We start from the raw sequence: 24,897 nt of genomic DNA on the forward strand, positions 1-24,897 counted from the left end.
GGTTAACTATATTATGTCATTTTCTGCTGTTAGATCTTGATGAATATGATGAAAACCCTCGACGTGGTCGCCGCGATTATTGAACGTGATGGCAAAATTTTACTGGCTCAACGCCCGCAGCATGCAGATCAATCCGGTATGTGGGAATTTGCTGGTGGTAAGGTTGAACCTGGAGAGAGCCAACCACAAGCGCTGGTCCGTGAATTACGTGAGGAACTGGGTATCGAGGCTATCGTTGGGAATTACATCGCCAGCCATCAGCGTGAAGTATCAGGCCGATTGATACATCTGCATGCCTGGCACGTGCCGGCTTATCAGGGCGAGCTTTACGCCCATGAGCATCAGGATTTGGTCTGGTGCTCCCCCAAAGAGGCGCTGAGTTATCCACTCGCGCCTGCCGATATCCCGCTATTAGAAGCGTTTATTCTTTTACACGCCGCCAGACCAGCGGATTCGTGCTAATGGTTTTCTCATCGCGCTGGCACTGTAGCAGCACGCCATCGGCTTTCACCACTGCCCCTTCTGAATAGTTTTGATCCTGATAAATGCAGCACTGATTACAGGGCTGCGCGCGCTGGCCGCTGGAACTGAACACTTCCGGCGGCACATTCACTTGCACATCCGGACGATAAAGCTGATTTGCCAGTACCCCGTTGGATAACATCACCAACGCACCTGCCATGATTAAACGGCGCATATTCTTTCCTTTTTAACTGACATCTATGCTCAGTATAACGGTATAAACCGGCAGAAACTTTAGTTCCTCCATCATCGTTTTTGGTTATGAGCAACGCCGCGATATTAATTTACTTAGCGGGATTAATTTTTTCTTGCGTCTCGTCACACTGCTGATGGTATAGTCAAAAACTGCAAAACACTTAACACAAATATCAAAAATATAACCATATCAATACATAAGAGGTTCTTATATCTATGGATCAGACATGTTCTCTGGAGTCGTTTCTCAACCATGTACAAAAGCGCGACCCGAATCAGACCGAGTTCGCGCAAGCCGTTCGTGAGGTAATGACGACACTGTGGCCGTTCCTTGAGCAAAACCCGCGCTATCGTCAAATGTCCTTGCTGGAGCGTCTGGTTGAACCTGAGCGCGTGATCCAGTTCCGCGTGGTCTGGCTCGACGATCGCAATCAGGTACAGGTTAACCGTGCGTGGCGCGTACAGTTCAGCTCCGCAATTGGCCCGTACAAAGGCGGCATGCGTTTCCATCCTTCGGTGAACCTGTCGATCCTGAAGTTCCTCGGCTTTGAGCAGACCTTTAAAAACGCACTCACCACGCTGCCAATGGGTGGTGGTAAAGGCGGTAGCGACTTTGATCCGAAAGGTAAAAGCGAAGGCGAAATCATGCGTTTTTGTCAGGCGCTGATGACGGAACTGTTCCGCCATTTAGGGCCCGATACCGACGTCCCTGCGGGTGATATCGGCGTGGGCGGTCGTGAGGTCGGCTTTATGGCCGGGATGATGAAAAAGCTGTCCAATAACAGCGCCTGCGTCTTCACCGGAAAAGGCCTTTCTTTCGGTGGCAGCCTGATTCGCCCGGAAGCAACGGGCTACGGTCTGGTGTACTTCACCGAAGCGATGCTCAAACGCCATGGTCTGGGTTTTGAAGGAATGCGTGTGGCCGTTTCCGGATCCGGTAACGTTGCACAATTCGCCATTGAGAAAGCGATGGAGTTTGGTGCGCGCGTGGTTACCGCCTCCGACTCCAGCGGTACCGTGGTTGATGAAAGTGGTTTTACAAAAGAAAAACTGGCGCGTCTGTGTGCGATTAAAGACAGCCGTGACGGTCGCGTGGCGGATTACGCCCGTGAATTTGGTCTGACCTACCTGGAAGGTAAACAACCCTGGTCTGTTCCGGTTGATATCGCCCTGCCATGCGCAACCCAGAACGAACTGGATGTCGATGCCGCACGCGTACTGATCGCCAATGGCGTGAAAGCCGTCGCCGAAGGCGCAAATATGCCGACGACAATCGAGGCTACCGATCTGTTCCTGGAAGCAGGCGTTTTGTTTGCGCCAGGCAAAGCCGCTAACGCAGGTGGTGTCGCCACATCCGGTCTGGAAATGGCGCAGAATGCCGCGCGTCTGGGCTGGAAGGCAGAGAAAGTCGATGCCCGTCTGCACCATATCATGCTGGATATTCACCATGCCTGTGTCGAGTACGGCGGTGAAAGCAAACAAACCAACTATGTGCGCGGTGCCAACATCGCAGGCTTTGTGAAAGTTGCCGACGCGATGCTGGGCCAGGGTGTGATTTAATTCAGAACTGTAGCTCCCGTAGGCCTGATAAGCGTCGCGCCATCAGGCATTGCCGGATGCGGCACACGTGCCTTATCCGGCCTACGAATACACTACACGCTCGCCTCATCTGCTGGCGGGCTTTTTTTTGCCGGACGTTTACGCGGCACACTCTTTTTCTTCTCACTACCGCCAGGTGCAGCAATCCCACGAAACCGACGAACGGGTGTACTCCGGGCCTGGTCGATTAACTGATACAGCGTTCCGACCAACGGCTGCATAAAGTCCTGATAACGACACTGTTTTTCACTAATTTGGGTCAGAATCGACTCCCAGTGCGCGGTCATATCCGGGCGCGTCGCCATTTCAGGCAGCGAGTGGAACAGCGCTTTTCCGGCATCAGTCGAATGGATATAGCGCCCTTTTTTCACCAGGAATCCGCGTTTAAACAGTAATTCGATAATCCCGGCTCGTGTTGCTTCTGTCCCCAGTCCGTCCGTCGCGCGGAGGATCTTTTTCAGATCTTTATCCTGCACAAAACGCGCGATCCCGGTCATTGCCGACAACAACGTCGCATCGGTAAAGTGACGCGGCGGCTGGGTCTGGCGTTCAACAACTTCGCCTTTTTCACACAGCAATGCATCGTCTTTTGCCACCACTGGCAGCGGTGTACCGTCGTTATCTTCATCGCGCTCTTTGTTACCGAGCAGCGTACGCCATCCGGCCTCGGCCAGGAAACGCGCCTTGGCAACAAACTTACCTTTGGCGATATCCAGTTCAATGACGCACTTACGAAAAACAGCATCCGCGCAAAACTGCATCAGATACTGACGAGCAATCAGAGTGTAAATCTTCGACTCATTGTCATTGAGATTGATGGTTGAGCTACGCGCTGTTGGAATAATAGCGTGGTGCGCATCCACCTTTTTATCGTCCCAACAACGATTGCGCGTATCGGGATTCACAGCAGGCTGCGGCAACAGATCCGGCGCATGGATGCTAATCGCGTTCATCACCGCATGGCGTCCGGCAAAGTGCTCCTCCGGTAGATAGCGACTGTCCGAACGCGGATAGGTAATCAGCTTGTGGGTTTCGTACAGTTTCTGGCAGATATCCAGAACATTTTGCGCACTTAAACCGAAGCGTTTCGCGGCTTCAATCTGCAGCGCCGACAGCGAAAACGGCAGCGGCGCGGATTCTGATTCCCGTTTATCATTATAACTGGTGACTATCGCTGGCTGACCGTTGATGCGCTTCACCACATGCTCAGCCAGCGTACGATGCAGTAAACGCCCTTCTTCGTCCTGATAAGGTTCACAGGCCTCGCTGGGTTGCCAGATGGCGGTAAAACGCTCATCGGCGGGTGTCACGATATGCGCTTTCACCTCAAAAAAATCTTTAGCGACAAAATTCTCGATCTCTTCATCGCGACGTACAACCAGCCCAAGCACCGGTGTCTGTACACGGCCAACAGAAAGAACGCCCTGGTACCCTGCGTTGCGCCCGAGAATAGTGTAAGCACGCGTCATATTGATGCCGTACAGCCAGTCCGCGCGTGCGCGTGCCAGTGCCGACACGCACAGTGGGATGAAATCGCTGTTTGCACGTAGACGCTCTATCGCCCGCTCCACTGCCTGTGGGTTGAGGTCGTTAATCAGGCAACGTTGCACCTGCTGGCGTTTTTCGGGGGCAAGCTGCAGGTAATCCAGCACCTCGTCCACCAGCAGTTGTCCTTCACGATCGGGGTCTCCGGCGTGAATAACTTCGCTGGCTTCATGTAAAAAGCGTTTAATGACGTTGAGTTGCTTGGTCACAGAGGGACGCGGCTGCAGTTGCCACTTTTCCGGAACAATCGGCAGATCGGCCAGGCTCCAGCGAGCATAACGACTGTCGTAGGCGTCTGGCTGCGCCTGTTCGAGCAAGTGACCGATACACCAGGTCACCACTTGCCCATTTCCGCATTCAATGAAACCGTCACCTTTACGATGTGGCTTGGGTAACACATCGGCGATGGCGCGCGCCAGACTCGGTTTTTCGGCAATAAACAACCGCATCGGGTTAACGAATCTCAACCATGGCGCGACCGCCGCGGGCTTCCACTAGCTCACCGATAGCCGTGAGATCGATACCAAACTGCGCAGCTGCGGCTTTGACCTCAGCTTCAGATTCCGGTGTTACCGCCAGCAGCAAGCCGCCGGAAGTTTGCGGATCGCACAGCAGATCGCGTACCGATTGCGGCATTTCCCCCATCAGGTGTCCATAGCTCGCGTAGTTACGCTGCGTACCGCCCGGCACTGCGCCCTGTGCGATGTATTCTTCAACACCGGGAAGCTTAGGAATGTCCTGGTAGACGATCTGCGCCTGAACGCCGGCCCCCTGGCACATCTCGCTCAAATGACCCAGCAGACCAAAACCGGTTACATCGGTCATGGCTTTCACACCGTCGATATCGGCAAATGCCGCACCGGCAATGTTCATACGGCACATCACTTCTGTCGCCAGTCCGACGTGTTCCGGTTTCAGCAGCGATTTCTTCTCTGCGGTGGTCAGTACACCAATACCCAGTGGTTTGGTGAGGAACAGCTTACATCCAGCCTCAGCGGTGCTGTTTTTCTTCACACGTTCGGTTGGCACAATACCCGTCACAGCGAGTCCAAAGATTGGTTCAGGGGCATCAATAGAGTGTCCACCCGCCAGTGCAATCCCCGCCTGACGACAGGCAAAACGCCCGCCTTCGGTCACTTCGCGGGCTATTTCCGGTGCCAGCTTATCAAGAGGCCAGCCCAGAATAGCGATTGCCATAATCGGTTTGCCGCCCATTGCAAAAATGTCGCTGATAGCGTTGGTCGCAGCAATGCGGCCAAAATCAAACGGATTATCGACAATCGGCATAAAGAAATCGGTGGTACTGATAACGCTGGTGCCGTTACCCAGATCGTACACCGCCGCGTCATCGCGGGTTTCATTACCCACGAGTAAATTCGGATCAACAAACTTCGCCTGCTCGCTGTGCAGGATGGTTTCCAACACTTTCGGGGAAATTTTACAACCGCAACCGGCTCCGTGGCTGTATTGTGTTAAACGAATAGCGTTCTCGCTCATGGACATCTCCTGTCATTGCAATGCGGATATGGTAGCGCTCATTCCATGATGTGGTAAGAGTGACTGTCTGAATTAGGGTGTCTTTGCTCATAATCCAGACAGTTTTGCCGTTGATGTCAGAAATAACGGACGAATGAGGTCGGATCGGCAAGATTAATCGAGGTGGAGGCTTTTAGCTGCGGCGTTCCCAGATAGAGAAAACCGACGATTTTATCCTGTGGACGACAATCAAACGCTTCGCGGACTACCGTACTTTCCGTTAAGGCTCCGCTGCGCCAGATCCCGCCAAACCCTTGCGCAATCGCCGCCATTTGCATCGCCATTACCGCACAGCCCGCAGACATTTCTTGTTCCCACATCGGGACCTTGTCGCTTTCTTCACATTTCGCCACCACAGCGATAATCAGCGGCGCGCGAAACGGTGCTGTACGGGCTTTTTCCTGTGCTTTTTCATCACTTCCGGCAGCAATCGCACCTTTTTCAAGCACGGCACTAAAACGTTCGCGCCCTTCGCCTTCAATCACAAAAAATTGCCACGGTTGTAGCGATTTGTGGTCTGGCGCACGCATACCGGCGCGCAGGATATTTTGCAGTTGCTCTCCCACCGGGGCCGGTTCGACAAGACGAGAAGCGCTACGACGGGTCATAAGTAATTCGAGTGCATCCATTTGCTTAACTCCAACAATGATATTTGTTCACAAAATTAACACGCGGGCGGATTTTGTTACAGCACAGGTGGTGATTCCTGCTGACAAGTGCCTGTCGGGTCATTACGATAGCCACATCTTAACGCCTTTCTCGTGGCTCACGGGGGCGTGTTGTTAATCGATAGGGAGAATACATGCGAACCCTGTGGCGATTTATTGCCGGATTTTTTAAATGGACATGGCGATTACTCAATTTCGTCCGTGAATTTGTGCTTAACCTGTTCTTTATCTTTTTAGTACTGGTGGGTGTTGGGATCTGGATGCAGGTCAGTAGCAGCAACACCAGCGAACATGCTGAACGTGGCGCACTGCTGCTGGATATCTCGGGGGTAATTGTTGATAAACCGTCAAGCACCAGTCGGTTAAGTGTCATCGGTCGTCAGCTGTTTGGCGCAAGTTCCGATCGTCTACAGGAAAACTCCCTGTTCGATATCGTGAATACCATTCGACAGGCCAAAGATGACCGCAACATTACCGGCATCGTGATGGACTTGAAAAACTTCGCCGGTGCCGACCAACCGTCGATGCAATATATCGGTAAAGCACTACGCGAGTTCCGCGACAGCGGTAAGCCTGTCTTTGCTGTAGGCGATAACTTCAGCCAGGGGCAGTATTACCTGGCAAGTTTTGCCAACAAAATTTGGCTATCTCCGCAGGGTTCCGTTGATCTGCACGGCTTTGCCACCAACGGTCTGTACTACAAATCCCTGCTGGATAAGCTGAAGGTCTCAACGCACGTATTCCGCGTGGGTACCTATAAATCCGCCGTCGAGCCGTTTATCCGTGATGATATGTCACCTGCCGCGCGTGAAGCTGACAGCCGCTGGATTGGCGAGCTGTGGCAGAACTATCTCGATACGGTCGCCGCTAACCGGCAAATTCCGGCGCAACAGGTATTCCCTGGCGCGCAAGCGATGCTGGACGGCCTGACGAAAGTCGACGGTGATACGGCGAAATATGCTCTCGATAACAAATTGGTGGATGCTCTCGCCTCCAGCGCTGAAGTCGAAAAGTTGCTGACCAAACAGTTTGGCTGGAGCAAAGCGGATAAAAACTACCGCTCTGTCAGCTACTACGATTACACGCTGAAAACACCTGCTGATACCGGGGACAGCATCGGCGTCGTCTTCGCCAACGGTGCCATTATGGACGGAGAGGAAACGCCAGGGAATGTGGGTGGCGATACGACCACCGCACAGATCCGTGAAGCACGCCTCGATCCGAAAGTGAAGGCCATTGTCCTGCGCGTGAATAGCCCTGGCGGTAGCGTCAGCGCCTCGGAAGTGATCCGTTCTGAGCTGGCAGCGGCAAAAGCGGCGGGCAAACCGGTTGTCGTTTCCATGGGCGGCATGGCGGCGTCCGGGGGGTACTGGATCTCCACGCCTGCAAGCTACATCGTGGCAAACCCCAGCACCCTGACCGGCTCCATCGGCATCTTTGGTGTTATCAATACCGTAGAAAACAGCCTGGATTCAATTGGCGTACATACTGACGGTGTTGCAACGTCCCCACTGGCGGATATCTCCATCACCAAAGCGTTACCGCCGGAAGTACAGCAAATGATGCAGTTAAGCATCGAGAACGGCTATAAGCGCTTTATCACGCTGGTTGCGGATGCGCGTAAGACGACACCGGAGCAGATTGATAAAATTGCTCAGGGTCATGTCTGGACCGGTCAGGATGCGAAAGCAAACGGACTGGTAGACAGCCTGGGCGATTTCGATGATGCCGTCGCGAAAGCTGCAGAGCTGGCAAAACTGAAACAATGGCACATTGAGTATTATCAGGACGAGCCTACCTTCGTGGATATGGTCATGGACAGCATGTCAGGTTCGGTGCGCGCCATGCTGCCAGAAGCCCTTCAGGCAATGCTCCCGGCACCGCTGGCTTCTGCTGCCAGCGCGGTAAAAGCTGAAGGAGATAAACTGGCTGCGTTTAACGATCCGCAAAACCGTTATGCGTTCTGCCTGACCTGCGCCAACGTCCGTTAAGTCGCTATTGCCGGACAGGACGCTAAGGCGTCTTATCCGGCCTACGAATATCGCGCAACTTTTAGGCCGGATAAGGCATAGCAGCCATCCGGCTATATTAATATCCTGACTCCTTAAGAAAATCGTCATGCAAAAGAAATCGATTTACGTTGCCTATACCGGCGGTACCATAGGTATGCAGCGCTCTGAACAGGGTTATATTCCGGTTTCGGGTCATCTGCAGCGCCAACTGGCATTGATGCCTGAATTCCACCGCCCTGAGATGCCAGACTTCACCATCCATGAATACGTCCCACTGATGGATTCCTCCGATATGACGCCGGAAGACTGGCAACATATTGCCGAAGACATCAAAGCCCACTATGACGATTACGATGGTTTTGTCATTCTGCACGGTACCGACACCATGGCGTTTACCGCGTCGGCGCTCTCTTTTATGCTGGAAAATCTGGGCAAACCGGTCATTGTGACAGGGTCACAAATCCCACTAGCAGAACTACGCTCGGACGGACAAATCAATTTGCTGAATGCATTGTATGTTGCGGCAAATTACCCGATTAATGAAGTCACCCTGTTTTTCAACAATCGCCTGTTTCGTGGCAACCGTACAACCAAAGCACATGCTGACGGTTTTGACGCTTTCGCCTCACCGAACCTTGCTCCACTATTGGAAGCGGGAATCCACATCCGCCGGCTGGGAACACCACCCGCACCGCATGGTGTGGGCTCACTGATTGTTCACCCCATCACCCCGCAGCCGATCGGCGTGGTCACGATTTACCCGGGGATCTCTGCTGACGTGGTGCGAAATTTCCTGCGCCAGCCCGTGAAAGCGTTAATTCTTCGATCCTACGGTGTCGGTAATGCACCACAAAACAAAGAGTTTTTGAAAGAGCTTGAAGATGCCAGTTCGCGTGGCATTGTGGTGGTGAATCTCACCCAATGCATGTCCGGCAAGGTCAATATGGGCGGTTACGCGACGGGTAATGCGCTGGCGCACGCGGGAGTCATTGGCGGCGCGGACATGACCGTCGAAGCTACGCTTACCAAGCTGCATTATTTGCTGAGTCAGAACCTGGATACCCAGGCAATTCGCGAAGCGATGACGCAAAATCTGCGTGGTGAGCTCACACCGGACGAGTAAAGGAGTCTATGACGATGGCCCGAGCCTTATTGCTGGTCGATTTACAGAATGACTTTTGCGCCGGTGGCGCTCTCGCCGTCCCGCAAGGTGACAGCACAATCGATATTGCCAACCGTCTGATTGACTGGTGCGCCGTACGCGGTGACACCGTCGTTGCCAGTCTGGACTGGCACCCGGCGAATCACGGTAGCTTCGCCAGCCAGCATCAGGTTGCGCCTTACAGTCAGGGACAACTGGACGGGCTGCCGCAGACGTTCTGGCCCGATCACTGTGTGCAAAATAGCGAAGGTGCTGCCCTGCATCCGCTGTTGAACCAGCGTGCGATTTCTCAAACCTTCACCAAGGGTGAAAATCCACTGGTCGACAGTTACAGCGCCTTTTTTGATAACGGCCGTCGTCAGGCAACCGCGCTTAATGCCTGGCTGCTGGAAAATCGCATGGCTGAACTGATCATCATGGGTCTGGCAACCGACTATTGCGTAAAATTTACCGTGCTGGATGCGCTCGATCTTGGCTATACCGTCAGCGTTATTACTGACGGTTGCCGTGGGGTAAATATTCAGCCAGAAGACAGCGTGCACGCCTTTATGGAAATGGCTGCAGCCGGAGCAACGCTGTACACGCTGGCTGACTGGGAAGAAACGCAGCGCTAACGTTTTGCCTGATGGCGTACTGTCAGGCAAAACTCACCCCAGGCTCGATATCTGCTCCAGCGAAACCCTGCGGGTTTCAATACCAAAACAAAACAGGATCAGTGAGCACACCACCAGCATAGCGCCGAGCACAATAAACACGGTGACCGCGCCATACTGAGTGAGTAATACAGCAACCCCGTACGGTGTAAATACAGCGACAATTCTCCCCACGGCATTCACAAAACCGGAACCTCGCAATCGAAGATGGGTTGGCCAAAGTTCCGGGACATACACCGCAGAAGCAAAACAGACATACATATACAAAAAAAAGATCATCACCAGGCCATAGCTTAAAATCGCCCATTCCTGTGTTTGAATCGAATAAAAATATCCCAGGATAGCAATAATAATCAGCAGCGTTGAGCCAAATAACCGTCGTGGGAAGCGGTCAATAATTAATGCGGCAATATAAATGCCTACCGGTGCCCCAATCATAATAATCGAGGTCATGAAAATAGATTTCGTCACATCAAAACCGGTGTTAACGAAAATTGTCGGGATCCAGACGGTAATAGTATACAGCGAGATGTTCATCGCGATCAGTACTGTGATCGCCACCAGCGTCCGGCGTAACATTTGCCCCTTGAATAACAACCAAAACGAATCATTTACCGTGCTTAACCCCGTTTTTTCTCGAGGATTTGGACATGGCGGCAAGATGATCTTTTTTTCTTTCTCGACCTGTTGTTCTACATCCAGGATATGCTTTTCCGCCTTTTCTTGCAGACCTTTGCCTGCCAGCCACCGGGGAGACTCAATAAGGTATTTTCCTGACAGATACCAGGCCAACAGCATTCCCACACCACCAAGAAAAAACATCACTCGCCAGCTGAAACAGGCGATGACGACAACACCGACAGCCGCAGACAGCATGGGTGACCAGTTGCCGACAAAAGACAAACGAGCAGACCATTTACCGCGTACCACCGGGGGAATAAACTCAGTAAAGGAGGCATAACCCACCATAATCAGCGCCCCCATTCCTACCCCCATAAGCCCACGGAAGAAGATTAACCAATACATATTGGGAACAAAAGAGGCGGCAGTTGCAGAAATACCGACTATCAGCAAATTCATCCGAAACGCTTGCCGCCGCCCAAGATAATCGCCGATAAACCCACCGCTCAATGAGCCAATAAAATAACCAAACATTAGCGCTGAAGTAAATGCCGCATTAAGGTAGTTATTCGACCAGCCATTACTAACCAGTTTAGCTAATACCACATTACCGGAATAACTCAGAAAGCCCGTCAGCAACAAACCAAAGCTGATAATACCAAAAATACGAAAGTGAAACTTTGAAAAAGGTAAGCGATCCAGCCTTGCGCCGATATGTTCATATTGTTCCATCTGGGTGCCTCAAATGCAGCAAAATATAATAAACTTGTTATGGCAATAGGCGACAGTGTAAATCTGTCGCATTTCCCATCATCATTTTTATTTGGCATTAACCGGATGCAATCTAAAAAATATCGACTACTTAGCCCTGCATTAGTACACAAGCTGGATATTATTTTTCTTGCAAAATTCAACCCACTCAGCACCCGGTGCTTTATCTGTTATAATGTAATTAATATGGCTAAGATCCACTAACTGGACAAATGCTTTACGATCAAACTTTGAGTGATCGACTAACAGAGCGACCTCTGCCGCCTGACGAATCATTGTTTTTTTGATCTCAGCTTCTGCTTCGTTTGAATCAAGCGCACCGCTTGTAATGTCCAGCCCTTTGCAGCTCATCACCATGATATCTACGTGATAGCGGCTGATAATCTCTTTGGTGATACGGCCCTGAAGTGACAGTGTATTCTTATTTAACTCTCCCCCAGTCGAAACCACATTAATCTCAGATTGCGCTAATTCATGAAACGCTTCCGCTGAGTTCGTCAGCAACGTCAGATCGTTTCTTTCCTTCAATAGCTTTAATAATTCCATCGCAGTACTGCTGGAGTCGGCAGCCATCGTGGTCTTATTTTTAATAAACGGTAACGCATTACGGGCAATGATCTGCTTCTCTTCGAAGAAAGATTTTGCACGCTTATAAAAATGAATATTGTCGGACAACGCGGTAGTATTGAGCACTGCACCGCCATATGTTCGGGTCAGAAAACCTTCATCTTCCAGTTTTTCAAGATCGCGGCGAATCGTTTCCTCAGTTACCTGAAAGATTGAACTTAAATTAGATACCGCCACTTTCTTATCATTAGCCACCATTTGCTTAATGGCCTGAATCCTGTCTTTTGCCGCCACGATGACACCTCTGTTTCCTGCAAAGTAATAATAAGACCCTAGTATCTCACAGGCTATGTTTATTTTCAAAAGAACATGTCTGAATCACAGATTTCAATACTCTTTTACACAGAAACAGAGGTCAATCCTATCTGCTGGCTTATTTGCTATCCAACGCCTCTGCCATTTGCCTCATCAATAATGAATCATCATCTGTCAGAGGAATGGTCAACGCCTCGACATTCTCGCGAACCTGTTCAGGCGCGGTTGCGCCGCTCAGTAAGGTAATTAAATCGCTTTGCTTTAAAATCCATGCCAAGGCCAGCGCGGGGATTGTGCAGCGGTATTTCTCGCACAGTGGCTGCCATTGCTCAAGCATGTCAATCACCCGCAGCATATTGTCCCGTTGGAACCAGACTTTGTTGGCCCGCGCACCGCTAGGGACATAATCTCGATCAATAGTCCCGGTCAGGAGTCCCTGCTCGAGTGGGGAATAAACCTGCACAACAATGCCATTCTGCTGGCATAACGGCAGCAGTTCAGTTTCCAGCGCGCGATCAAGAATGCTGTACTTGGCCTGCACGATATCCAGCTCGCCATACTTGAGGTACTCCCTGACATGCCCGGCATCCACGTTGGCGGCGCCGATAGACCGAATTTTCCCTTCTTTCTTTAGGGCGTTTAGCGTATTAACGGTTTCCGCTATCGGCGTAAAACAGGGTTCAACCGACTGCCAGTGGGTCATATAGATATCAATACTGTCGATACCCAATCTTTGCAGGCTGGCATCAACCTCTTCGCGAATAGACTCAGGCGAGAGGTTTTTATACAGCTGGCGATCACCTACTTTGTTAAACAGGCTGCCTGTTCGCTCCCATACGATGCCGCATTTGGTTTCAACCACGATCTCGCTGCGCGGCAGCTTTTTCAGCGCCTGCCCGACAATCACTTCGCTATTACCGAAGTTGTACCCCGGAGCGGTATCAATCAGATTAATGCCGCAACGGTGTGCTTCAAGAATGGTGTCGATACAAACCTGCAAATCAAGATCGCCATTCCATGCCGGACCGCCGCCGATGGCCCAGGTGCCCAGCCCCATACGGGAGAGCGTAATATCCGTAATGCCTAAAGGAATCATTTTCATCTGCCGCTATTACCCTTCATATTCGTCGAGAAGTTGTTCAACCAGCTTTCTGTTCTTCACGCCCGTCGTGGCGCCCACGCTGAGGACCGATATTGCTGCCGTTGCATTAGCAAATAACGCACACTCGCGCAGCGGTTTGCCTTCAAGCAGCGCGGAGATAAACCCCGAGGCGAAATTGTCTCCCGCGCCGATGGTGTCGATGGCGGTAATTCCTGACACCGCCGGGACCTCCATTTTCATATCGACACTTTTGATAAAACAGCCTCTCTTGCCGGTCTTAATGACTACCGTTTTCACGCCGCAGCCCAGAAAACTATCGGCTATTTCATCCAGCGTCTCTTTCCCGGTGAGCAGTTTTGCCTCCTCAAAATTGGGAAACAGATAATCCACGTAGCTCAGCGCTTCACGGATATCGTCCAGCGTTTCATTCAGCCGCGGTTTAATCATATCCGCGCAGATAATGAGCTTATGCGCTTTCGCCTGCGTGAAAATGGCCGTTAACGCCTGACCATCAAGCAGCGGACTGTTAAAAATACTCGCCAGCGACAGCAGCTTTGCCTGCGAGAAACGGTCAAAATCAACATCGTTAATATTCAGTTTCCACAGGCTGCCGTTGCGGTTGGTGACAAAGGTGCGTTCACCATCGGCTGTGACCAAACCCACGTTAATGGAAGTATCAATATCCGCATCCTGTTTCAGGCTCTGAATATCAATATTCTCCCGACGACAATGGTCGACAATAAAATGTCCCGCAGCATCGTCACCGACCCGGCTTATTAATGCAGTACGATGTCCGAGACGAGAAATAATCGTCGCTTCATTAATCGCATCGCCTCCCGTCGTCATCGCAATACGTTCTAAAGGATAAGAATCTACATCAAAGATATTTTTACTTACTGGCTGCAAGGGAATATCAACAATAGCCGCCCCGATACAAATAACCTCGATATTATCCATATTGTCATTCCGCTTTACCGTCAGAACCAAACAGTTTAATTTTCTCCAGCGCGCGCTCTTTTACCGCTTTGCGAACTTCACGCTCAACGTGCAGGAACGGCTGATTCTGGTTCTCCTGCACCGCCGCCATTGCCGCCTGGCACAGTTCGGTATGAATATTGATTTTCGAAATACCTAATGAAATGGCCTTTTTGATATCCGCATCGCTAATGCCGGACGCGCCGTGCAGCACCAGCGGAACGGATACCGCCTCGCGCACGCGTTTGACCACGTCGAAATTCAGTTTCGGCTCTGAAGTATAGACACCGTGCTGGTTACCAATCGCTACCGCCAGAGAATCGCAGCCGGTACGCTCGACAAATTCCGCCGCCTGGCTCGGGTCGGTATAGTGATAGCCCGCCAGCGCTTCTTCATAAACCGTTTCATTCCCCACGTGGCCCAGTTCAGCTTCAACCGGCACGCCCAGCGGATGGAAAAAATCCACAGCCTCTTTTGTCAGACGAATATTCTCTTCAAAATCAAAGGCAGAGGCATCGCGCATCAGCGAATTCATGCCGTGGGTCCAGGCGTTATGGATAATTTCCATGCTGCGCCCGTGGTCCCAATGGGTAATAACCGGCACCGAGGCTTTTTTCGCCATCGAAACCATCATATGCGAAAAATCTTCAAACGAGGTATTACCGACAAAACCGGTGCCGAAGGAGATAATCACCGGCGATTTAGATTCTTCCGCCGCATCGATCACCCCCATTAACATTTCCGCATTCCACACGTTAAAGTGGGCAATCGCATAATGTTTATTCTGGGCATCATTTTCCCAATATTTAATATCTGCCAGCATAGTTGTTTCTCCCTTTTCAATAAATTAATGGTTAACTTTAATAACGCCTTTGATAATTTCGCGTTTATTGTTGACTGACTCATCAAACGCGCGCTGAACATCTTCATAATCATAAATATGTGTCACCATCGACTTGACATCGAAACGCCCGGAGGAAATGGCTTCAATAGTGACCGGATAGCGGTTGGCGTAGCGAAAAACGGTCTGAATGGAGACTTCACGGTTAATTTTGAGGAAATTAATCGCCGAATCACCGGGAACCGTCCCAACGATCATGATTTTCCCGCCGCGCATCACCAGGTACGGAGCCTGCTTAACGGTGATCGCCGAGCCGGCAGTTTCAAAAACAATGTCAGCCCCCATATCGCCGGAGAACTGCTGACAGCGGGCAACGGTGTCCTCTTTCGCTCCGTTGATCACCGTCGTCGCACCAAGCTGCTCGGCCATGGCCAGACGTTTTTCCAAAACATCAACAACGGCGATGTCGGTAGCACCCAAACATTTACAGGCTTGCAGGGTCATTAAACCAATACAGCCCGCCCCCAGAATGACAATTTTCTTGCCCGGTTTAACGTCTGCCAGCATTGCGGCATGCATCCCTACCGCCGCAGGCTCTACCAGCGCGCCTTCCATGGTGTCCATGTTATCGGGCAGCTTGTAAGTGAAGCTCTCCGGATGGCACAGATAGTGGGTTAGCGCGCCGCGATAATTAGGCTGCGTGGCCATAAAGTCGACATCAGGACAGATGTTGTATTTGCCCTCCAGACAGTAGCGGCAGTGACCGCACGGCACGCCGGGTTCAATGTTCACCCGGTCGCCCGGTTTAAATTTACTGACGCGGTTTCCTACCGCCACCACCGTACCGGCACATTCATGTCCGAGGCCAATTTCCTGGTTTGGGTCTTTTGGCGGAATAAAGGGACCTGATTCGAAACCGTGAACATCTGAACCGCAAATACCTACATATTCAATTTTGATCAGTACTTCATGCTCTTTGGGTACCGGGATATCGGCGGCAATAATTTTCATCGTGCCCGGCGTTTTTAATATCGCTTTTGAATTTTTCATTTTATTTCCCCATCAATATTATTTGCTGGTAACTGCATCAATACCGAGGCTTTCGACAGAGACGCCTTTGGTTTCAATTCCGATGGTAGCAATGGCGACAGCGACAATAATGGAGACCGCACCCAGCAGGACAAACACCCCCGTTACGCCATAACCGTTAAGCAATACCGCGACCGCATAAGGCGCGGCGATACCGCTGATACGCCCTACCGCATTCGCCAGACCAGAACCGCGAAGTTTCGCTTCGGTCGGCCATATTTCCGGTACATACACCGCCGAAGCGTAGCAAACGTACATATAGACAAAAGTAATCAGGAAGAAGCCAATTAGCGTAATCAGCAGCATGCTGGTTTGCAGCGAGTAGATATATCCCAGCACGGCGATTAATACTAATAAGCCCACTCCCATGGTCTTTCTGGGAATTTTATCCATCACCAGCATGGCGATAAAAATCCCAAACGGCGCACCGAACATACTCATGGTATTTAAAACAATGGAATCTTTCAGGTTAATACCCTGAGTCATAAATATGGTCGGCAGCCAGTTAATTAAGGTGTACTGCACAACGTTCATGGCAATCAGGACAAAGGAACCTAAAATAACGCGCTTCAGTAACACACCCGTTAATAAGGCCGAATAAGGTACCGTGCGCGGGGCTTTGCCATCATCTTCAATTACCACAGGCGGCAGCGGCTTGCCGGTCTGCTGAACAACCCCTTCTTCAATGGCCCGCATCACCTTTTCAGCTTCAGCGTAGCGTCCGCGGGATTCCAGCCAGCGGGGCGACTCAGGGAACCAGCGCCAGGCAATAACGGTCGCCACCAGCGACAGTACGGCCGGGATCAGCAACTGCACGCGCCAGTTCCATTCGGCGCTGATTAACGGCGTCAGTCCCATCGCAATCAGCGAGCACAGCGGATAAGACCAATTACCGATAAACGAGACCCTACTGGACCAGGTACCGCGATTTCTGCCAGGCATATATTCGGTGAACCCGGCAAACAGAGTCACCAGCAGCGCACCTAATCCCACCCCCATCACAAAACGGCAGGCAATAAGGAAGGTCATATTTGGCGAAAACGCACCAACGATCATAGAAATAATATGAATCGCTTCATACAGGATAAAGGCATTTTTGCGCCCGGTTTTATCCCCGATAATTCCCCCGGCAAGCGCACCAAGAAACATTCCCGCCGTCGTAATGGCAGAAAACGTGGCGGTAGTGGAATTATCGGTCCAGCCGAGTTCTTTTAACTGCGCAAGAATTAATCCGCCAACGGCATTACTCCAACAAACCAGTAATCCAAAGGCAACCATCGCAAACATCGACGTGTGCCAACGGCAGTCAGGCAGCCTGTCCAACCTCGCGCCGCAGTACGGTTTTGCTATCTGTTCCATCCGGGAACCTTCCTTTAATAAATGAGGTTATTCATCAAAGTCGTAGGTCATGATGACCTTAATCGCGGTTTTATCGACCATGGCGTCAAACCCTTCGCGCCATTGCGACAGGCCGATACGGTGAGTGATCATCGGTTTAACTTTGATCGCGCCGCTGGCCAGCAGGCGGATGGCGTTGCGCCAGGACGTGGAGTCATAGGCCATATGACCAATGATGCTTTTGTTCCACGCGGTGATGTCGTTGATGGAGAAATCGAGAGGTTTAAAGCCCATGCCAACGCGGACGACTTCACCGTTTGGACGCAGCATTTCAATAGATTGTTTAAGGGCGATATTGGCACCGGAGCATTCGATGACCAGCCCCAGATTGTCTTTACCGCAGATTTCCTGGCAGCGCGCGACCACATCTTCGGTGGAACCGTTGACAACCGCAGTCGCCCCCAGCTCTTTGGCGATCGGGAAGCGTACGGCGACGTCCTCTTCCAGCCCGACCATCACGATATTGACGGCCCCCATAATGCGCGCCATCTGGACCGAAAAGAGTCCCAATGGACCGGTGCCGAAAACCACAACGTCCTGGCCGGGAAGGAATTTGGATTGCTGAGCGATAGATTTGTAGGCGTTACAGATAGGATCCAGCACCGCCGCTTCTTCATAATCAACGCCTTGTGGGATTTCCCACAGCGCATGGCGGTGAATTTTGAGGATTTCCCCCGGCACCAGGCAATATTTCGAGAACCCTCCGCCCCATGTGTTGTTGTCGAGACCTAAGTTCACTTTTTCTGTACAACACAGAAAATCGCCTTGTTCGCAGGCTGGGCAAACGCCGCAGACATGTCCACTATTGTCAGAAACCACCCGCTGACCGACTTTCCAGTCCTTAACTTTGTCGCCAACGCGGACAATTTTACCGGCGAACTCATGGCCGCGGATGGAGTTAAACTGATCGGATCCGCTATCAGCATTGTAGTGTTTCATGTCCGCGCCGCAGATAGCCGCCGCTTTGATTTCAATCACGATGTCATCCGGGCCACAAACCGGTTCCGGTACATCAATCATCTTATAGCCGCCAAAGGCCTTGCCAAATCTTGCCAGTGCTTTCATTGAATTTTCCTTTGTGTTTAGTTTTGCATCAGTGGTCATCATACTTATCCATATAATTTTTGAGGTCAACATCAAATCTTTACAACGCAGATAAAATTCTGTATTTCACAACTCAGATCACAAATAAGTGCAACGATGAACTGAAAAACAAAGGAACATGGCAGTCGCTTCGCTAAAGTGACGTGAACCCCTTCGCATTTTTCCTGTTATGAAACTGTTAACCTACAAGAGCTGTTTTTTTCGCCACGCCATTTCCGTGGCGTGTTTGCTTTTTTAATTGTCAAAGAGGAACTCCGATGAAACTTTTGCCTTTGTTGGCAGCATTACCCCTGCTCTGTGCCAGCGTTGTTTCCGCTAACTCACTGATGTCTGTCGGCTACTTCAACGGCGGCGGCGACGTCACTGCCGGTCCTGGCGGCGATATCGACAAACTGGATGTTCGCCAGATAACCCACCTGAACTACTCATTTGGCCTGATCTATAACAACGAGAAGGACGAAACCAATGACGCGCTAAAAGATGCCAGTAAGCTGCATCAAATTTGGCTTTCAGAAAAAGTGCAGTCTGATCTGCATAAGATCCCGGAATTGCGTAAACAGAACCCGAATCTTAAAGTTCTGCTTTCCGTTGGTGGTTGGGGGGCGCGTGGATTCTCAGGCGCTGCGGCCACAAAAGAATCCCGGGCGGTATTTATTCAGTCGGTGCAAGACATCATTGCGAAATATGGCCTGGATGGTATCGACCTCGACTGGGAGTATCCGGTAAACGGTGCATGGGGGTTAGTTGAAAGTAAACCGGCCGATCGTGCGAACTTTACTTCGCTGCTGAAGGAGTTACGTGCCGCAGTGGGGCATAAAAAACTGGTGACCATCGCAGTCGGTGCAAACGCTGAAAGCCCGAAAAGCTGGGTAGACGTCAAAGCCATTGCGCCATTACTCGATTACATCAATCTGATGACCTACGATATGGCTTACGGCACTCAGTACTTCAACTCAAACCTGTACGATTCGACGACGTGGCCAACGGTCGCCGAAGCGGATAAGTACAGCGCCGATTTTGTCGTCAATAACTACCTCGCAGCAGGGCTAAAGCCCGCTCAGATGAACCTGGGTATTGGGTTCTACGGTCGCGTGCCTAAACGCGCCGTTGAGCCAGGGATTGACTGGAGCAAACCCGACGCACAGAAAAATCCAGCCACTCAGCCCTATTTTGAGCCACAACACATTGCGCTGTTCAAATCACTGGGCGTTGATCTGAGCAAAGATACCTATGTGAAGTACAACGACATTGTGGCGAAGCTCATCAACGATCCACAAAAACGCTTTACCCAACACTGGGATGATGAAGCAAAAGTGCCGTGGTTGTCGGTGCAGTCTGCCGACGGAAAAGCACTTTTCGCCCTCTCCTACGAAAACCCGCGCTCTGTTGCCATCAAAGCGGACTACATCAAAAGCAAGGGACTGGGAGGCGCTATGTTCTGGGAGTATGGTGCGGATGATAAAAACCAGTTAGCGAAGCAGTTGGCCGATTCATTGGGTATCAAACACTGATCCCAACGCTTGCCACAATAGGTTATGATTATCGCAATCCGCTGCGCCATTCTCTGGCGCAGCTTTTCATCTTCTACTGGAGGCATGAGCTGGTATGGCTTTCATCCCTAAAAATTACGCCCGTCTGGAAGTCGGTTATCGGGAAAAGGCACTTAAGCTCTTTCCCTGGGTCTGTGGACGTTGTTCCCGCGAGTTCGTGTACTCAAATCTGCGCGAATTGACCGTACACCATATCGATCACGACCACTCTAACAACCCGGAAGATGGTAGCAACTGGGAGATGTTGTGCCTGTACTGCCACGATCATGAGCATTCCAAATATACGGAAGCGGACCAGTATGGTTCAACAGTGGTTGCCGGAGAAGACGCGCAGAAGGCCGTCGGCGAAGCGAAATATAATCCGTTTGCTGACCTTAAAGCGATGATGAACAAAAAGTAGTCTACTGCATATGCCCGGCATAAACGCTCACCGGGCATCTACCATCAGGATTTAAACGTCGCAATCGGCTCAGGCGTAATGCCAAACTCCACTTTTAGTTGCTGCTTACTCTTCATCACCATCTCACCGTTGGTATCGATAGTCATGTGTTGCGCATTCGTGTTGTTACGTGCCTGCCATAACATCACCAGTTGCAAACTGTTCTCTTTTTGTTCTGCGGTCAGCGCGACGCCATCCGGCCATTTTCCCAGTTCAACGGCTGTCGATAAGCGCTGATAAACTTCCGGCGTCATGCTGTCGATCATCTCATCAAGATTCATGTTAAATCCACTCTCCGTAGAATAATTAGCTGAATCGTTTCTTCAGCCTTTCGTTTGCTCACCGTTTTCGCCGTCTGTGAAGTTCAATGACGCTGAATTAACGCAGTAGCGCTCGCCTGTGGGCTGAGGCCCATCCGGAAAGACATGCCCCAGATGCGCATCACAGTTTCCACAGCGGATTTCAATGCGCTGCATGCCATGAGACGTGTCTTTTATGTAACGGATAGCCTCTTCGCTCACCGGCTCGTAAAAGCTAGGCCAGCCGCAGCCAGAATCGTATTTTGTCTCTGAACGAAACAAGGGATTATCGCAGATAAGACAGTGGTAGATGCCATCACGCTTATTGTGCAGCAAACGCCCGGTAAATGGCGGTTCTGTCCCATGATTTTGTGTCACGTAAAACTGCATTTCGGACAAATTTTTTTTCAGTTCTTCTGGGGAAGGTTGCTTAGCCATTTGCTCACATCTCGCTTTATCTAAACTCACATCGCGAGACAGATTCTAACAAAACATTAACACCGTAGTGCGAACTTTTGTTCTAAACTTGATCCGTGCGAAATGGCAGCCCAGGAATCGTGATCAACATCACGTTTTTATCTTGATTGCCCTTTAAAATTCGGGCCGCCGCCCCCATGTGGTTTCAAGCCCAAAGGAAGAGTGAGGCGAGTCAGTTGCGCAAAGCTTAAGCAGCAGTTTGATTTGTCGCAATGATTGACACGATTCCGCTTGACGCTGCGTAAGGTTTTTGTAATTTTACAGGCAACCTTTTATTCACTAACAAATAGCTGGTGGAATATATGACTATCAAAGTAGGTATCAACGGTTTTGGCCGTATCGGTCGCATTGTTTTCCGTGCTGCTCAAGAACGTTCTGACATCGAGATCGTTGCAATCAACGACCTGTTAGACGCTGACTACATGGCTTACATGCTGAAATATGACTCCACTCACGGCCGTTTCAACGGTACCGTTGAAGTGAAAGACGGTCATCTGATCGTAAACGGTAAAAAAATCCGTGTTACCGCTGAACGTGATCCGGCTAACCTGAAATGGGACGAAGTTGGTGTTGACGTAGTAGCTGAAGCTACTGGCCTGTTCCTGACAGATGAAACCGCTCGTAAGCACATCACTGCTGGCGCGAAAAAAGTTGTTCTGACTGGTCCTTCCAAAGACAACACTCCGATGTTTGTTAAAGGCGCTAACTTTGACAAATACGAAGGCCAGGACATCGTTTCTAACGCTTCCTGCACCACTAACTGCCTGGCTCCGCTGGCTAAAGTTATCAACGACAACTTCGGCATCATCGAAGGTCTGATGACGACTGTTCACGCGACCACCGCTACTCAGAAAACCGTTGATGGCCCGTCTCACAAAGACTGGCGCGGCGGCCGCGGCGCATCCCAGAACATCATCCCGTCCTCTACCGGTGCTGCTAAAGCTGTAGGTAAAGTACTGCCAGAACTGAATGGCAAACTGACTGGTATGGCGTTCCGCGTTCCGACCCCGAACGTATCTGTTGTTGACCTGACCGTTCGTCTGGAAAAAGCTGCTTCTTACGAAGAAATTAAGAAAGCAATCAAAGCTGCTTCCGAAGGCCCGATGAAAGGCGTTCTGGGTTACACCGAAGACGACGTTGTATCTACCGATTTCAACGGCGAAGTTTGCACTTCCGTGTTCGATGCTAAAGCAGGTATCGCTCTGAACGACAACTTCGTGAAACTGGTTTCCTGGTACGACAACGAAACTGGTTACTCCAACAAAGTTCTGGATCTGATTGCTCACATCTCCAAATAAGTTGAGATGAGACAGTAATCTGTAAGAGCGACTCAGGTCGCTCTTTTTTTTGCCCGAAGATACCCGTCATACTTCAAATTGCAGGTGTGTTGGCTACGCTCTCTCACCCGAATCACTTACTACAGTAAGCTCATCGGGGGTTCGTTCACTTGCCGCCGTCCTGCAACTCGAAATATTTAGGGTTAAAAAGGATTGCGTAATGATTAATAAAATTTTTGCACTTCCAGTAATCGAACAAATTACCCCTGTCCTCTCCCGCCGCCAGCTTGATGAGCTGGAGGTTATTGTTGTCGATCACCCTCAGGTTAAAGCCTCTTTCGCACTGCAGGGCGCGCACCTTCTGTCCTGGAAACCAAACAGCGAGGACGAAGTTCTCTGGTTAAGCAATAACACACCGTTTAAAACTGGCGTAGCGCTGCGGGGTGGCGTACCGATTTGTTGGCCGTGGTTTGGCCCGGCGACTCAGCAAGGTCTGCCTTCTCACGGCTTCGCGCGTAACCTGCCCTGGACGCTGAAGGCGCATAACGAAGATGACAACGGCGTGGTTCTGACGTTTGAGCTGCAAAGCAACGCTGAAACGCGTCAGCTTTGGCCACACGACTTTACCCTGCTTGCCCGTTTCAAAGTCGGCGCAACCTGTGAAATCGAGTTGGAAGCACACGGCGAGTTTGAAACTACCTCCGCACTGCATACCTACTTCAACGTGGGTGATATTGCCGCAGTGAAAGTCAGTGGTCTTGGCGACCGCCTGATCGATAAAGTGAACGATGCAAAAGAAGATATGCTGGCCGATGGTATCCAGACCTTCCCGGATCGTACTGACCGCGTTTATCTGAACCCGGAAGCATGCAGCGTCATCCATGATGGTTCGCTCAAGCGTAATATCGATGTCGTGCACCACCACCATCTGAACGTTGTGGGTTGGAACCCGGGTCCGGCGCTGTCGGTCAGCATGGGTGACATGCCGGACGATGGCTACAAAACGTTTGTTTGCGTAGAAACAGCATACGCAACCGCACCGCAGAAAACCACCGAAGAGAAACCTTCTCGTCTGGCGCAAACTATTCGTGTTGCGAAACGATAAGATTTTGCCTGTTGCCTGATGGCGACTTATCCGGCCTACCGACGCATTGCATAGGCCGGATAAGAGAAGTAAACATCGCTATCAGGCCATATCCAGCGCTGTTTTGCCTGCTGGAGCAGGCCAGGCCTTATCTAATAACCTTAACTCATCAGCAGAAAGCGTTATCTCTAACGCAGCCGCATTCTGTTCGACGTGCGCCACACTCGCCGCTTTTGGAATCGCGATCACACCCGGTTGACGAATGACCCATGCCAGCAGGATCTGGGCGGCACTGGCATCATGTGCACGTGCAATGTCGTTAATCACCGAATGAGTGAACAGACCACTGCGCAACCGTCCTGCCTGTGCCAACGGGCTATAGGCCATAACCGGTATCTGCTGTTGCTGACACCATGGCAGCAAGTCATATTCAATGCCGCGCGACGCTAAATGATATAGCACCTGGTTAGTGGCGCATTGCCGTCCACCCGCAACCTGCCATAGCGCCTGCATCTCGTCATAATCAAGATTTGAAACACCCCATCGACGAATTTTCCCCTGAGCGATGAGTTTTTCCATGGCGCTGACGGTTTCTTCATAAGTAAAGTCACCCGTCCAGTGCAGCAAATAGAGATCCAGATAGTCGGTTTTCAGCCGGCGCAGACTGCCTTCACAGGCAGCAATCGCTTTCTGGCCACCAGCATTCCATGGATAAACTTTTGAAACCAAAAATGCACCATCGCGCCGTCCCGCTAATGCTTCGCCAACAATCTCTTCTGCTGCACCATCAGCATACATTTCAGCCGTATCAATCAGGCGCAGCCCCAGATCCAGGCCAGCCTGCAACGCCGAGACTTCATCACAGCGACAGTGCGGCCTCTCCCCCATGTTCCATGTTCCCTGCCCTATAGCAGGAAGTGAAACCTGCTCGGTAAACATCACCTGTTTTACTGTCATAGTTCCCCCCCGAGTACATGCACCACAGTAAAGCAAAACACGGGTGATGTGTCCTGTGATGGTGCACAAATTGCACCATCTTCGTTTGGAGGGTTCGTCGTTAATCAGATGCAATAAAAAACCCGGGAACAGTATTTAT

24 protein-coding genes are annotated in these 24,897 nt (G+C 50.9%); 9 read left to right on the forward strand and 15 right to left on the reverse strand.

Annotated features, from left to right (window positions below; genetic code table 11):
- Positions 1–48: 48 nt before the first annotated feature.
- Complete coding sequence (locus NNO03_RS06460; protein WP_271449140.1) at positions 49–462, forward strand: pyrimidine (deoxy)nucleoside triphosphate diphosphatase; 414 nt, start codon at positions 49–51, stop codon at positions 460–462.
- Here NNO03_RS06460 and NNO03_RS06465 read toward each other — a convergent pair.
- Positions 422–697 carry a YnjH family protein gene (locus NNO03_RS06465; protein WP_137383420.1) on the reverse strand — a complete coding sequence of 92 codons (276 nt, stop codon included), beginning with the start codon at positions 695–697 and terminating at the stop codon, positions 422–424. The two genes, NNO03_RS06460 and NNO03_RS06465, sit on opposite strands and share 41 nt — an antisense overlap.
- Positions 698–933: 236 nt before the next feature.
- Here NNO03_RS06465 and gdhA point away from each other — a divergent pair, with 236 nt between their 5' ends.
- Complete coding sequence (gene gdhA / locus NNO03_RS06470; protein WP_003832501.1) at positions 934–2,277, forward strand: NADP-specific glutamate dehydrogenase; 1,344 nt, start codon at positions 934–936, stop codon at positions 2,275–2,277.
- Between the two features lie 92 nt (positions 2,278–2,369).
- Here the strand turns inward: gdhA and NNO03_RS06475 are convergent, their stop codons facing one another.
- The 3 genes from NNO03_RS06475 to NNO03_RS06485 form a co-directional block, all read right to left on the reverse strand.
- Positions 2,370–4,310, reverse strand: coding sequence for a DNA topoisomerase III (locus NNO03_RS06475; protein ID WP_271449110.1), 1,941 nt, complete (start codon positions 4,308–4,310; stop codon positions 2,370–2,372).
- 4 nt (positions 4,311–4,314) lie between these two features.
- Entirely contained in the window at positions 4,315–5,358 is a 1,044-nt protein-coding gene (gene selD, locus NNO03_RS06480; protein WP_271449111.1) for a selenide, water dikinase SelD, read from the reverse strand.
- A 116-nt stretch (positions 5,359–5,474) separates the two neighbouring features.
- The gene (locus NNO03_RS06485; RefSeq protein WP_271449112.1) at positions 5,475–6,026 is read right to left on the reverse strand and encodes an NAD(P)H nitroreductase; all 552 of its coding nucleotides are present in this window, start codon (positions 6,024–6,026) and stop codon (positions 5,475–5,477) included.
- Between the two features lie 173 nt (positions 6,027–6,199).
- Between NNO03_RS06485 and sppA the strand changes: the two genes are divergently transcribed.
- The 3 genes from sppA (at position 6,200) to pncA (ending at position 9,853) form a co-directional block, all read left to right on the forward strand.
- The gene (gene sppA, locus NNO03_RS06490; protein WP_271449113.1) at positions 6,200–8,056 is read left to right on the forward strand and encodes a signal peptide peptidase SppA; all 1,857 of its coding nucleotides are present in this window, start codon (positions 6,200–6,202) and stop codon (positions 8,054–8,056) included.
- Positions 8,057–8,183: 127 nt separating this feature from the next.
- Complete coding sequence (gene ansA, locus NNO03_RS06495) at positions 8,184–9,200, forward strand: asparaginase (protein ID WP_202038841.1); 1,017 nt, start codon at positions 8,184–8,186, stop codon at positions 9,198–9,200.
- Positions 9,201–9,214: 14 nt separating this feature from the next.
- Entirely contained in the window at positions 9,215–9,853 is a 639-nt protein-coding gene (gene pncA / locus NNO03_RS06500) for a bifunctional nicotinamidase/pyrazinamidase (protein WP_271449114.1), read from the forward strand.
- Between the two features lie 33 nt (positions 9,854–9,886).
- On the opposite strand, the gene NNO03_RS06505 is transcribed toward pncA, so the two are convergent.
- From NNO03_RS06505 to NNO03_RS06540, 8 genes are all read right to left on the reverse strand, one after another.
- Entirely contained in the window at positions 9,887–11,245 is a 1,359-nt protein-coding gene (locus NNO03_RS06505; RefSeq protein ID WP_137383428.1) for an MFS transporter, read from the reverse strand.
- Between the two features lie 141 nt (positions 11,246–11,386).
- On the reverse strand, positions 11,387–12,145 hold the full coding sequence (locus NNO03_RS06510) for a DeoR/GlpR family DNA-binding transcription regulator (RefSeq protein WP_137383429.1): 759 nt from the start codon (positions 12,143–12,145) through the stop codon (positions 11,387–11,389).
- A gap of 139 nt (positions 12,146–12,284) precedes the next feature.
- Entirely contained in the window at positions 12,285–13,268 is a 984-nt protein-coding gene (locus NNO03_RS06515; RefSeq protein WP_137383430.1) for an aldo/keto reductase, read from the reverse strand.
- 9 nt (positions 13,269–13,277) lie between these two features.
- Positions 13,278–14,225: a carbohydrate kinase family protein gene (locus NNO03_RS06520; RefSeq protein ID WP_271449115.1), complete on the reverse strand. Its 948-nt coding sequence runs from the start codon at positions 14,223–14,225 to the stop codon at positions 13,278–13,280.
- Between the two features lie 4 nt (positions 14,226–14,229).
- Positions 14,230–15,066 (reverse strand): ketose-bisphosphate aldolase, encoded by an 837-nt coding sequence (locus tag NNO03_RS06525; RefSeq protein WP_271449116.1) that lies wholly within the window; start codon positions 15,064–15,066, stop codon positions 14,230–14,232.
- A gap of 24 nt (positions 15,067–15,090) precedes the next feature.
- Positions 15,091–16,134: an NAD(P)-dependent alcohol dehydrogenase gene (locus tag NNO03_RS06530; protein ID WP_003832485.1), complete on the reverse strand. Its 1,044-nt coding sequence runs from the start codon at positions 16,132–16,134 to the stop codon at positions 15,091–15,093.
- Between the two features lie 18 nt (positions 16,135–16,152).
- Entirely contained in the window at positions 16,153–17,532 is a 1,380-nt protein-coding gene (locus tag NNO03_RS06535) for an MFS transporter (RefSeq protein WP_271449117.1), read from the reverse strand.
- A gap of 27 nt (positions 17,533–17,559) precedes the next feature.
- The gene (locus NNO03_RS06540; protein ID WP_271449118.1) at positions 17,560–18,636 is read right to left on the reverse strand and encodes a zinc-binding dehydrogenase; all 1,077 of its coding nucleotides are present in this window, start codon (positions 18,634–18,636) and stop codon (positions 17,560–17,562) included.
- Positions 18,637–18,932: 296 nt separating this feature from the next.
- On the opposite strand from NNO03_RS06540, the gene NNO03_RS06545 reads away from it, so the two are divergent.
- Positions 18,933–20,186, forward strand: a complete 1,254-nt coding sequence (locus tag NNO03_RS06545) for a glycoside hydrolase family 18 protein (protein ID WP_271449119.1) — start codon at positions 18,933–18,935, stop codon at positions 20,184–20,186.
- 94 nt (positions 20,187–20,280) lie between these two features.
- Positions 20,281–20,625 (forward strand): HNH nuclease YajD, encoded by a 345-nt coding sequence (gene yajD / locus NNO03_RS06550; RefSeq protein ID WP_003832478.1) that lies wholly within the window; start codon positions 20,281–20,283, stop codon positions 20,623–20,625.
- 44 nt (positions 20,626–20,669) lie between these two features.
- On the opposite strand, the gene NNO03_RS06555 is transcribed toward yajD, so the two are convergent.
- Both NNO03_RS06555 and msrB read right to left on the reverse strand, forming a co-directional pair.
- A complete protein-coding gene (locus tag NNO03_RS06555) occupies positions 20,670–20,945 on the reverse strand; it encodes a YeaC family protein (protein WP_271441150.1) in 276 nt (91 codons plus the stop codon).
- Positions 20,946–20,987: 42 nt separating this feature from the next.
- Positions 20,988–21,401: a peptide-methionine (R)-S-oxide reductase MsrB gene (gene msrB, locus NNO03_RS06560; RefSeq protein ID WP_040233651.1), complete on the reverse strand. Its 414-nt coding sequence runs from the start codon at positions 21,399–21,401 to the stop codon at positions 20,988–20,990.
- Positions 21,402–21,742: 341 nt separating this feature from the next.
- Here msrB and gapA point away from each other — a divergent pair, with 341 nt between their 5' ends.
- Together gapA and NNO03_RS06570 are read left to right on the forward strand one after the other, a co-directional pair.
- Complete coding sequence (gapA, locus tag NNO03_RS06565; RefSeq protein WP_003030697.1) at positions 21,743–22,738, forward strand: glyceraldehyde-3-phosphate dehydrogenase; 996 nt, start codon at positions 21,743–21,745, stop codon at positions 22,736–22,738.
- 199 nt (positions 22,739–22,937) lie between these two features.
- Positions 22,938–23,822 (forward strand): D-hexose-6-phosphate mutarotase, encoded by an 885-nt coding sequence (locus NNO03_RS06570; RefSeq protein ID WP_271449120.1) that lies wholly within the window; start codon positions 22,938–22,940, stop codon positions 23,820–23,822.
- 81 nt (positions 23,823–23,903) lie between these two features.
- Here NNO03_RS06570 and NNO03_RS06575 read toward each other — a convergent pair whose 3' ends face one another.
- Positions 23,904–24,758, reverse strand: coding sequence for an aldo/keto reductase (locus NNO03_RS06575; RefSeq protein ID WP_271449121.1), 855 nt, complete (start codon positions 24,756–24,758; stop codon positions 23,904–23,906).
- Between the last annotated feature and the right edge of the window lie 139 nt (positions 24,759–24,897).

This window comes from Citrobacter sp. Igbk 16, assembly GCF_028069755.1.
GTDB lineage: Bacteria > Pseudomonadota > Gammaproteobacteria > Enterobacterales > Enterobacteriaceae > Citrobacter.